The 12,270-nt window shown below is 47.1% G+C and carries 8 protein-coding genes and 1 riboswitch; of the genes, 7 read left to right on the top strand and 1 reads right to left on the bottom strand.

The annotated features are described in order from the left end of the window. Positions 1–14: 14 nt before the first annotated feature. The 7 genes from KJS65_RS10370 to nagZ all read left to right on the top strand — a co-directional run bounded on the left by KJS65_RS10370 (position 15) and on the right by nagZ (position 11,077). Positions 15–1,787 carry an alpha-L-fucosidase gene (locus tag KJS65_RS10370; protein ID WP_213649745.1) on the top strand — a complete coding sequence of 591 codons (1,773 nt, stop codon included), beginning with the start codon at positions 15–17 and terminating at the stop codon, positions 1,785–1,787. A gap of 242 nt (positions 1,788–2,029) precedes the next feature. Continuing rightward, positions 2,030–3,652: a type 2 periplasmic-binding domain-containing protein gene (locus tag KJS65_RS10365; RefSeq protein ID WP_213649744.1), complete on the top strand. Its 1,623-nt coding sequence runs from the start codon at positions 2,030–2,032 to the stop codon at positions 3,650–3,652. A gap of 148 nt (positions 3,653–3,800) precedes the next feature. Then, on the top strand, positions 3,801–4,718 hold the full coding sequence (locus KJS65_RS10360) for an ABC transporter permease (protein ID WP_374706177.1): 918 nt from the start codon (positions 3,801–3,803) through the stop codon (positions 4,716–4,718). A 12-nt stretch (positions 4,719–4,730) separates the two neighbouring features. After that, positions 4,731–5,609: a carbohydrate ABC transporter permease gene (locus KJS65_RS10355; protein WP_374706148.1), complete on the top strand. Its 879-nt coding sequence runs from the start codon at positions 4,731–4,733 to the stop codon at positions 5,607–5,609. Positions 5,610–5,706: 97 nt separating this feature from the next. Continuing rightward, positions 5,707–8,097 (top strand): helix-turn-helix domain-containing protein, encoded by a 2,391-nt coding sequence (locus KJS65_RS10350; protein ID WP_213649743.1) that lies wholly within the window; start codon positions 5,707–5,709, stop codon positions 8,095–8,097. An 87-nt stretch (positions 8,098–8,184) separates the two neighbouring features. Next, a riboswitch (Fluoride riboswitch) is annotated at positions 8,185–8,244 on the top strand. Positions 8,245–8,351: 107 nt separating this feature from the next. Next, positions 8,352–9,716 (top strand): voltage-gated chloride channel family protein, encoded by a 1,365-nt coding sequence (locus KJS65_RS10345; RefSeq protein ID WP_213650743.1) that lies wholly within the window; start codon positions 8,352–8,354, stop codon positions 9,714–9,716. Between the two features lie 32 nt (positions 9,717–9,748). Next, entirely contained in the window at positions 9,749–11,077 is a 1,329-nt protein-coding gene (nagZ, locus tag KJS65_RS10340; protein WP_244864470.1) for a beta-N-acetylhexosaminidase, read from the top strand. Positions 11,078–11,286: 209 nt separating this feature from the next. Here the strand turns inward: nagZ and KJS65_RS10335 are convergent, their stop codons facing one another. Next, positions 11,287–12,180, bottom strand: a complete 894-nt coding sequence (locus tag KJS65_RS10335) for a DMT family transporter (protein WP_213649742.1) — start codon at positions 12,178–12,180, stop codon at positions 11,287–11,289. Positions 12,181–12,270 lie beyond the last annotated feature (90 nt).

Genomic DNA, 12,270 nt, shown 5'->3' with positions numbered 1-12,270 from the left:
AGGGGGCGGAACATATGGATGAACAAGGTAAACGCAAGGATGGACTAAATCTTGTGAAGATGGCAGATCGGGATCAGAAAACAGAATGGTGGACCCAATCAAGGTTCGGTATGTTCATCCACTGGGGATTATATGCGATTCCCGCTCAAGGCGAGTGGTTTATGTATGCACAGAAGCTGCCGGTACATGAATATGAGAAGCTGGCGGCGCAGTTTAATCCAACAGCCTTTAACGCAAAAGCCTGGGTAACGCTGGCGAAGGAGGCGGGAATGCGATATATCGTCATCACTGCAAAACATCATGACGGCTTCGCCATGTTTCAATCTGAGGCAGATCCCTTCAACATTATGGATGCTTCACCGTTTGGCCGTGACCCGATGAAAGAACTGGCGGAGGCATGCCAGGAAGCAGGGATCACACTCTGTTTCTACTATTCTCATGTCATTGATTGGCATCATCCGCATTCGCTTCATAAAGAGCATAACAACACCTGGGATTACAAGCAGGAAGAGAAGCGGTTTTCTGAATACTGGGAAGGCAAAGTAAAGCCCCAGCTCAGGGAGTTGCTGACCGAATACGGGAAGATCGGGCTATTATGGTTTGATACGGCGGGAGGCTTGTCTGAGGAGGACAGTAAGGACATTGTTCAGTATGTGCGCAGTCTCCAACCGGAATGCTTAATGAATTCAAGGGTTTCCCATTTTATGGGTATGGGCGATTATGTGTCCAAAGGCGACAATGAAATTGGCATGAGTGGAGAGGACAGGAGGCCTTGGGAAACACCGATGACGCTCAATCAGTCTTGGGGTTACACGACCCGGGATCAAGTGTGGAAAACGGCTGAGTCATTGATTCATAAGCTTGTGAATGTGGTTGGAAAAGGTGGCAACCTGCTGCTTAATGTGGGACCGACTCCGGAAGGCGAGATACCTGAGTTATCGGCGCAACGGTTGCGTGAGGTTGGCGAATGGACTCACCGGAATGCGGAAGCCATCTATGGAACGGACGGAAGCCCATTTCCAAGTGAGCTGCAGTGGGGAGGGATTACGACCCGGCCTGGACGGTTGTATCTGCATATTCACAATAACAAATGGCCAGAGAATGGGCTTCGGATCAACGGAATACGAAATCATGTGCTCTGTGCCTATAGCTTGGCTGATCCGAACAAAGAAGAGCTTGGATTTGAGCATACCTATGATGAGGGGATGAATCTGCATACATTGAGCCTACAAATGCCCCCACAGCCAACAGACACTTATGTGTCCGTGATCGTGCTAGAGCTGGAAGGCGAGAATGACTTTGACCGTTCACTCATCCAGCTGCCTTATCGTTCATTTCAGCTGGATGTGCCGCTTGCTCAAAATAGTCTTGTCCGTGCTGCTGATGAAGAGGCGGGAATTCCCGCACTCCGGAGTGCGGAATGGACCTTTAAACTTGTTGATCCAGGAACTTATGAGGTCTTTCTGGTCAGTTATAAACGACAAGACCAGGTTTGGGCAGATTTGTATCCAGAACCCGTGCTCTTGGAAACTGCAGGACAATGCAAAGCCATTGATCCAAGAGAGGATGCGGCAGATCAGGATTCTCCTTCATGCCAGCATCCGTACACCGCTGTATTGTCCAGCTTAGGTAAGGTACGTTGGGACGCACCAGGGACTTATTCTTTAACACTCATCTCGTCTAAACTCAAGGATCCGTCTCCCCGGTTTACGGAAATATGGCATGCCGACCCAGTGAAGCTCCGGGCGGTAAGGCTTGTTCGTGTCGATGAAGATCCGAGTGCTTAAAAGGCATCGGAAATATGTGAAAAGCCCGCCGTTACAGGTGTTTTCTACGATTGAGAGATCCAACAATATTTAAAATTGCAAGTGAACATTAGAATCGTCAGTCCGTAATCTTACGAAAATACAGGTCTTGTGAAAATGTTCCAGTTCCTAACGGCTGTGACTATTCTCTATACTTTGCATACCGGCTGATCGGTGAAACGAAAGTCCGGAACATTCGATATGAATAAAAGGGAGGCGCTTTCATGGAAAGAAAAGTTAAAAAGTTGGGTCAAATGCTCTTGGTAACCGCCTTGGCTTTATCTCTCGCCGCATGTGGCAGCGGTTCAGGTAAGGATCAGGCAAAGGGAGAGGCTTCTTCAGAAGGCAAGACTGCCGAGGCTCCAAAGCTGAATCATCTTACATATTGGGTGAGCATGCACCCTGCAGCTGCAGCACAAATGAAAACATATGCAGAAATGGGCATGTATAAAGAACTTGAGAACGTTACCGGAGTAAAGGTCGATTTCCAGCACCCGCCGACAGACGCGGCTCAAGCGTCGGAGCAGTTCAATCTCATGATGGTCTCCGAGAAGCTGCCGGATGTAATAGAGACGGGATGGATCGGTTACCCTGGAGGACCGGAGAAAGCGATCCAGGATAACAAAATTATTAAATTGAATGATCTTATCGATCAATATGCGCCGAACTTGAAGAAGCTGCTGGATGAGCATCCGGATTGGAAAAAGCAGGTGACCACGGATGACGGAAGTTTATATATGTTCCCATTCTTCCGCGGCGGTGATAAGGTCCGGGTGTTCTACGGTCCTTCCATCCGCAAAGACTGGCTGGATAAACTCGGACTTGAAATGCCAACGACGATTGATGAGTGGTATCAAGTGCTGAAGGCGTTTAAAGAGAAAGATCCCAACGGAAACGGCAAAGCTGATGAAATCCCTCTCTACATCACCAAGGATGATATGGGTATCGACGCTCCTTTCCTGGGTGCCTGGGGTATCAACTATGGGTTCTACCAGATCGATAACAGTGTGAAATATGGTCCGATTCAGCCAGAGTATAAAGAATTTCTGACCACGATGAACAAATGGTATAAGGAAGGCCTGCTCGATAAGGACTTCGCTGCTCCGAACGATAAATTATTCGACGCCAAAATGACGGGCAACCAGCTCGGTGCAGCTCCGACATATAATGGCGGCGGTATCGGTAAATATGCCAATTTGATGAAGGACAAGGACCCGAACTTCAATCTCGTTGCCGCTCCATATCCGGTACTGAACAAAGGTGACAAGGCGATTTGGGGTCAAAAGGATTTTGCGACAAACGGAATAGGAGCAGCCATCTCGGCGAGTAATCCGAACCCGGTCGAAACGGTCAAATGGCTCGATTACGCATACGGGGACAAGGGGGATTTGCTGTTCAACTATGGTAAAGAGGGCGAAGCCTACACCATGGAAAATGGAAAGCCCGTCTTCCTGCCGGAAGTGCTTAACCCGCCGAGTGGGGTAAGCCTTCAGCAGTCGTTTGCGAAGCATAACCGTTCCACATGGAGTGCGCCATTTGTCCTTTCTGACGATTTCCAAATGCAGTATTTGGCGCTGCCAAACCAGAAGGATGCGCTTTCGGTCTGGTCTCAGCCAACCGGGGAACGCAAAATGCCGCTTGTGACACCGACGAAAGACGAAAGCTCGCAGTATGCTTCCATTATGACGGACATTAACACGTACAAGGACGAAATGTTCCTGAAATTTATTATGGGCGCTGAGCCGCTGGATAACTTCGATAAATATGTCAAGAAAATCGAGGCTATGGGTATTCAAGATGCCATTAAAATTCAGCAGGCGGCTCTGGATCGGTTTAATAAGCGTTAATGCTCACTTAAAAAGGGACTTGGGCTGTAGGAGATGACAAGGTCATCTCCCGGCTTTTCCCGGGAAGATTCTTACTCGAAGGGCAGGGAGACAAATGTGGCAGGTATCAAATAAGAAACTTATGAACAAGCGTCCGGAGAAAAGCAATATGGATCTTTCCACCGGACAGACGATCCGGAAGGACCTCCGTCTCAACTGGATCATTTACCTGATGGCGCTGCCCGTCATTGCCTATTATCTTATTTTTCATTATGGTCCAATGTACGGGCTGTTAATCGCGTTTAAGGATTATTCACCGGCAGAAGGAATTTGGGGAAGCCATTGGGTTGGTTTTAAGCATTTTGACAGCTTTTTTAATGGCATTTATTTTTGGAGGCTGATCCGGAATACGGTTCTGATTAATGTTTATGATCTGATCTTTGGTTTTCCGGCTGGGATCATTTTAGCGCTGCTGCTCAATGAAATCCGAAAGATGATGTTCAAGCGTTTCGTTCAGACGATCTCCTATTTGCCGCATTTCATCTCCATTGTTGTGGTTGCGGGCATGATGTTTGATTTTTTAAGCCGTGACGGTCTCATCAACCAACTGATTGGAATGTTCGGAATTGCCCCGATTGATTTTCTGAAGGAATCAGGCTGGTTCCGCTTTATCTTTGTTTCCTCCGGTATCTGGCAGGGCATCGGATGGGGGTCCATCATCTATTTGGCATCCATTGCGAATATTGATCCCACACTGTATGAAGCAGCCAAAATCGACGGAGCAAGCCGCTGGAGACAGATTTTTCATATAACCATTCCAGGCATTATGCCTACGATTGTGATTATGCTGATCCTGAATATGGGCAATATGCTCTCCGTTGGAAGCGAGAAGGTGCTATTGCTTTACAATCCACTTACTTATGAAACAGCCGATGTAATCTCGACTTATGTATACCGGAAAGGGATACTCGAAGCAAGCTACAGCTTTACAGCGGCAGTCGGACTGTTCAATTCGGTAATCAGTCTCATACTAATCGTCTCTGCCAATGCAATCAGCAAACGTGTTTCTGAAAATAAACTGTGGTAAGGGGGAACAATCATGGGCGCGCAAACGACAGGTGAAAAAGCATTCAGCGTCATCAACACACTGCTCATGCTGCTTCTTTGCTTCATTACGTTATATCCCTTTTTATATGTGCTGTTCGCCTCCTTAAGTGACGCAGCAAGCTTCATTCAGCATAGGGGTATGCTGCTGAAACCGCTCGGGTTTAATTTAGATGCTTACAAAGCGGTTTTCAAAAATCCGATGATCACGAGCGGTTACAGGAACACGCTCTTCTATGTTGCCGCGGGAACGGCAATCAACCTGCTTATGACGGCTCTCGGAGCATATGTACTTTCCCGGCGTAATCTGTATTTCAAAAATATTCTGATGTTTGGTATCGTCCTGACCATGGTATTCAGCGGGGGATTGATTCCGTCCTATATTCTGATCAACAAGCTGGGAATGATGAACACGCCATGGGCGCTGCTTATTCCTGGTGCCATCTCGACCTTTAATCTGATTATTATGAGAACCGCATTCCAGGCCGTCCCTATATCTCTGGAGGAATCCGCCAAAATCGACGGGGCAGGGGAGTTCACCATTATGTTTCGGATCGTCATTCCCTTGTCTATGCCGGTAATTGCGGTAATGATTCTGTGGTATGCCGTTGGACACTGGAACTCCTATTTTTCGGCGCTTGTCTACTTGCGCGACCGCACGATGTATCCCCTTCAGCTTGTGCTTCGCGAAATTTTGATCGCGAACTCGACGGACTCCATGTCCACAGGCGTTGCGGCCGATGACAAATACGCTATAGGTGAGACGATTAAATATGCCACCATTATCGTTTCTACACTACCGATTATTTGTTTGTATCCGTTCCTGCAGAAGTATTTTGTCAAAGGGGTATTAATCGGTGCCATCAAAGAATAAAACAGTGTCCAGCCCTGCCCGGTTACATTATAATGAACGTAATCGTTCATACTCACGCATATTGTATGATGCATGAATAAGGTAGGGGGGATGCTTGGTGAAATGGCTGCTTCGATCACTTGGTTTCCGTAATTTGAGAAGTGTATGGATTACGATGTTAATCTCGAATGTGGTTTTGCTGCTTATTCCTGTTTCCATGGGTGCATTTCTATACACGAAAGTGGAAGAGAGTCTGGAAAATGGAGCAAACCGATCCAATCAAGCGATGCTTGAGCAGCTTAAACTGTCTTTGGATAGTAAATTGAATGAAGTTGATAAACTGGCCCAGCAGATTATTTTTGATCCTAAGCTCGAATATTTGTTAAAGCTGAATGAAGATCAGAACAGCCCGGACCGCTATAAATTCATAGAGTTTATGCGTGATACTCTGTCGAGGCCCGGGAATATCACTAATTTCATTCAGGATTACTATGTATACTTCCGCAATAGTGATTTGGTCCTTAAGTCTGGTCTTCTGACGGATTCCCGCAAGTTCTATGATATGTATTACAGCTACCAGGGTATGTCCTACGAGCAGTGGCGGGAAGAAATATTAACCAGTTTCCATACGATGGCATACCTGCCTTCCGCCACTCTGCTGCGTCGTGCGGAATATGACCCGATGCAAAGCATTGAGAAAACGCCGTTGAATGTGATCACGTTTACACAATCTCTTCCTGGCCGCGACCGGAAAGATATCACAGGCAGCTTTGTTATCCTGATTGATGAAAGCCAGATCAAGGAAATGTTCGCGCAGATCGAATCCGCGAGCGACAGTTCGATTTACATCGTCGACGGCGATGGAAGGACCATTATGGCTACGGACCGGGAGCCGCTCCCGTCCGCCCTATTGTCCAGCATTAATGGCAGTGGCGGGTTGTTCAATCATACCCTGAACGGCGACGAAAAGGTGGTCTCGTATACGCCTTCCAAGAAGGAAGGTTGGAAATATGTATTGGTCACGCCAAGAAGCGTCTTTATGCAGCAGGTCATACTTATTAAAAAATGGACGTTGATGCTGTTTGGTCTTTGCCTTGCCGTGGGCCTTTCTGCTGCTTTCACTTTAGCTTACCGGAATTACAGCCCGCTCCGTAAAGCGGTAAATACCATTCTCGGGGGCAAGGAGTGGAGCGGTAAGTTATCCGGAAATGAATATGAATTTATTGTGCGGTCGATTGAAGGTTCATTGCATGAGGAAAAAAACCTGCGCAGCCTGCTGGCTCAACAGACTCCCGTCATCCGCTCGAATTTTCTCTCGCGGCTGATCCGGGGACAAATGGAGGTCGATGCTTCACATGCAGGCGGACAATCGTTGCGGTTTATGGATATTTCATTTGTAAGCGATTACTTTTCGGTCATTGTGGTTCAGCTGGACAGCATCTCCAGATTTAATCAAGAACAAAGCGAGGAACAGTGGGCGCTTGCCAGGTTTATCGTTTCCAATATCGGTATGGATATGATCCAAAGTCCGCATAAGACATTTGCCGTCGAGCTTGACCGGGATCGTATAGCATTACTGAATAACTATTCTGCAGAGATATCGGATAATGTAGAGCAGGACATTAAGGACATGGCCGAGTTATTCAAGAACATGATCGAAGTGCGGTTTAAAATTGACATTACGGTAGCTGTGGGCCTTCCTCACACCGGAGCCAAAAGTATCGGAGAGAGCTACGCTGAAGCAGTAGCTGCTCTTGAATACCGCATTATTAAAGGTGGAGGTACCATTATCTACTTTCAGGATATTACGAATGTCGACTCGCATTATTACTATCCGATTGATATCGAGGTTCAGCTTATCAATTTTGTGCGCAGCGGAGAAACGGATCATGCGCTCAAGCTGCTGGATACGATCTATATGATGAATTTTGAATCGGGAAGTATCACGCCTGAACTCGGAAGATGCCTGTTCTTCAACATTACAAGTACCTTTCTGAAGATCATTAATGCGACCGGGACCGATCAGAATGACATTCTCGGGCCGGAATTTGATCTGGTGAAGGATGTATTTTCGTATGAGACGGCAGAAGGCATGCATAATAGAACGAAAAAGCTGTATGAAATGCTGGCGGAATCGCTCGTCACGGATCGGACGGATCATAGTGCTGCGCTTCTGCAGGATATGTCACAGTTTTTGGAGGAGCATATCACGGACGCGAATATGGGGCTTGGTATGATTGCCGACCGTTTTGATATGACGCCACAATATGTCTCCACATTTTATAAAAAACAAAGCGGGATGAATCTCAGTGATTACATCGTCAGAAAAAGGATTGAACTGGCTAAGCAGCATATGTGCGATAAGGATCTGACGAATGTCCAAATTGCCCAACTGGTCGGGTATACGAGCGATGTCGTATTTATCCGTGCCTTTAAGAAAATTGAAGGGGTGACTCCGGGAAGATACCGTGAAAATATGCTAGCCTATGCGTCGGATGATACAGGCTAGCAGCTTCTGAAAAGTCTAAGTTGGACATGATAAATTGTTGACTGAGAGCAATTCATTCGTATACAATATGAAAAGTAATATGAAGCAAGCAATAAAGGCGATGGAGTTCGCCATAACCGCCGTAAGGCTGATGACTCCTACCAGTGAAGAGGAAGCACACACTGGTAGGAGTCTGTTTTATTTTGGCTGCTCCTGCCAAGTCATGCGCGGACAATTCATACATACCGTTCAGGAAAAGGGGCATAACAGAAGTGATGAAGAACATAAAGAAATGGAAAACTCAAAAGGTTTCAAATTTTTGGCATGCGGCTTTATTCCTGAGCTTTTTCAGATGGATCTGGCTTGGAGGGGTTGTCGGGATTTTGAGCGGATCGGCATCGGCGATTTTTCTGATTGCATTAGAATATGTGACAGATACTCGAATCAATCATCCCTGGCTGCTGTATTTTCTGCCTTTTGGGGGAGCGCTGGTCAGCTTTTTATATTTGAAATTCGGCAAAAACAGTTCCAAGGGCAATAACCTCATCATTGAGCAAATTCACAATGGCAATGAAACGATTCCCCTACGCATGGCACCGCTGGTGCTGTTCGGAACTTTGATTACCCACTTGTTCGGCGGATCGGCAGGTCGTGAAGGAACAGCGGTACAGATGGGTGGAAGTCTTGCGGAGCGTTTCGGCAAGTGGATCAAGGCTGGGCCTGTTGACAGGAAAATTTTGCTCATGTGCGGAATCAGCGGCGGGTTCGGATCGGTATTCGGTACGCCGCTTGCGGGAACGGTCTTCGGACTTGAAGTCATCGCCATCGGACTTATCCAATACGAAGCATTGATTCCTTGCTTTACCGCCAGCTTTGTCGGACATCTTGTAACTACCCGGTTGTGGGGTGTGGAGCATGTTCATTATCCGCTAATGACCGCGCCAGCGCTCAGTCTGATGGTCATCTTAAAAGTGTCAGCCGCTTCGCTCTTATTTGCTTTGGCGAGCATCTGCTTTAGTGAATTAACACATCTACTCAAAAAGTTGTATTCTACTATTTTCCGGAATCCAATGCTGAAAAGCGCGGCAGGCGGCTTGATTGTCATTGGACTCGTTTACTTGGTAGGTTCACGCGAATATTTGGGTCTTAGCATGCCGCTGATCACGGATGCTTTCCATCAGGATGTACCCACCTTTGCCTTCCTCTGGAAGCTGATCTTCACATCGGTTACACTGGGAGCAGGGTTTCAGGGTGGCGAAGTCACGCCGCTGTTCGCTATTGGTGCTACTTTGGGTCATACGCTGGCAGACTTATTTCATATGTACGGACCTTTTTTGGCGGCACTGGGCTTTATCGCGGTGTTTTGCGGAGCAACACATACACCAATCGCATGTTTTCTGATGGGCATTGAATTGTTCGGGTCAAGCGGAGCCATATATATGTTTATCGCATGCTTGATCAGCTATATATTTTCAGGATACAGCGGGATCTATACGTCGCAGCGGATCGGTATATCCAAAAGTCATCTGATCAACGTTCCGCCAGGAACGACGATTGCGGAACGGCGGAATCTACTGCTTCAAAATCGCATTACAAATGTACAAAATGATATCTCAGTAACCGAAAATGAGAATAAATAAACCTAGGAATCGGTAAGAGAGGAGCATGGAACGTGAAACGGATATGGCAGATCAGCATGACCTTGATGCTTGCCGGAATATTGACTGCCGGATGCGGTGGAGGCACCAATGAAGCTAACCCGGCGGAACCGCAGGCGGGAACATCTACGAACCAGAATACGAACCAAGGCTCGAACAGCTCAGTAAACTCCGGGGAAACCGGTACATCATCAGGTACCAAAGAGACAGACCCGGGGGATGTGAATAAGGTTCCGAGTGACCCGGCTTTGGAGCAGCTGAACAAGATGAGTACGGAGGAGAAAATCGGTCAGCTGGTTCTGGTGGGCATGGACGGAACAACGAGCAGTGGAGCGACCAAGGAGCTGCTTGAGAAGTATCACGTCGGAGGTTTTATTTTCTATAAAAATAACATCGAGAACACGAAGCAGGCCCTCCAATTATTCAATGACTTAAAGCAGGATAACCAATCCAACCCTGTTCCGCTCTGGATGAGTGTTGATGAGGAAGGTGGGCGCGTATCCCGGATGCCGAAGGATTTCGTGAAAGTCCCAACCAGCCAAGCCATCGGCAAAAAAGACAGCAAAGAGTTATCGAAGGAAATCGGAGGAATACTGGGCAGGGAGCTTTCCGGATTTGGACTGAATATGGACTTTGCTCCAGTGCTCGATATCAACAGCAACCCACAGAATCCGGTCATCGGAGACCGCTCTTTCGGCAATAAGGCTGATCTGGTGAGCCGTTTGGGATTGGCTGCAATGGAAGGCATCAAGGCAGAGAAGGTTGTTCCGGTAGTCAAACATTTTCCTGGCCATGGAGATACTTCCGTCGACTCTCATATTGGACTGCCTGTTGTGAATCATGATCTGACCCGCCTCCGTAAAATGGAGTTAGTTCCTTTCAAGGACGCCATTGAGGATAAAGCGGATGTTGTGATGATCGCTCATCTGCTAATGCCGAAGATTGACCCGGATCATCCGGCGTCCTTTTCCAAAAAAGTCATTACAGACCTTCTGCGCAATGAACTGGGATTTCAAGGGGTCGTCATATCGGATGATATGACAATGGGTGCAATTGAGGAAAATTATGATATAGGCAAAGCCTCGGTTAGCGCCATATTGGCAGGAGGTAATATCATCCTCGTTGGCCATGATTACGATAAGGAAAAGATGGCGATCCATGCTTTGAAGAACGCAGTTAATGATGGAACGATTTCAGAGGATGTGCTGAATAATCGGGTCTACGCCATCCTGAAGCTGAAGCATTCGTATGGGCTTTCAGATAAATCAGCTGCCGGCCCGGACGTGCAAAGCATCAATGCGGATTTGAAGAGCTTGCTGAAGAAATACGGATTGCAGAAGTAATCGTATCTCACAGTAACTTAATGGAAGTGAATTAAACAAGAATAGCAAGTTTTGAAACCGATCAAAGAGAGCAGCCCAAGGATCATCCGGGCTGCTCTTTCGTTTTTAATGAGCTGGTTTTTAGCAAAGCGGCAGGGGCGAATGCGGACAAGCGGCTGCGATGGAAGCATCTCTATCCGCGCAGCGTTAGTCCTATAGCTGACTTTGCATCATTTATACGATGATTCTCGCGTGAGTTTGCGGTTCCCCATCAGCTTCCTGACATCCAGCTCGGACAATGCTACCCCAAGCAGGACCAGGGCTGCTCCGATATATCCCTGAATCGTGAGCGATTCGTTCATAAAGCAAATACCGAATACAGCTGCCACCACAGGCTCGAGTGCAAAGATTAATCCGGTATGCGTAGGAGTGGTATACTTCTGTGTGATGGCTTGCAGGACAAAGCCGATCGCGCTGCATACAATACCAAGGGCAAGTACAGATATCCAACCTGATGTCGTAGCGGGAAGTCGAGGTGTCTCAAAAAGCAGGGAAAATATCAATCCGAACACGGCGGCGAAACCAAGCTGGAGGATGCCTGCATTCAGAGAGTCTGTTCTTTTAGTAGCGCGTCCGGTCATGATGATATGTATAGCGAACAGCAATGCGGCGAGAATGCACCATGTATCACCGGAATGCAATATGGTGTGCGGCTTGAGTGTCAACATACCAATTCCCATAACTGCTATAATCACTCCTGAGATCAGGCGCTTGCCCGGTTTGTTCTTCATGAATGCAGCAGTTAAGACAGGAACAAAGATCACCGTCAGACTCATCAGAAAACCAGCATTGGAAGTCGATGTGCTTTGAAGACCCATCATAATGGATGCAAATACCCCGAACAGCAGGATTCCTAGCATCAGTGAGTATAGGACCGTTTTCAGGTCGGAATGCCAGAGCCTTTTATAGAACAAACAACCTGCCGCGATGAATGCAATGCCGAAACGCAGAGCGATCAGATTGAATGGTTCCAGCGTATCCAGACCGATTTTCATAAATAAGTAGGAGGATCCCCAAAAAAAGGTGACCATTAAAACGATTAAGTCTGCTTTGTATTGTTTCATTGAATAAGCTCCAGCCTTTACCTCGTGAAGTGAATTTCGTATTGTGCCTGAATCAGTATAAGTGGTATTTTAAGATAAGAAAATTGAATG

The sequence above is a fragment of the Paenibacillus sp. J23TS9 genome (assembly GCF_018403225.1).
In the GTDB taxonomy this organism is placed as follows: domain Bacteria; phylum Bacillota; class Bacilli; order Paenibacillales; family Paenibacillaceae; genus Paenibacillus_AQ.
This window is presented reverse-complemented; position numbering and strand designations above follow the sequence as displayed.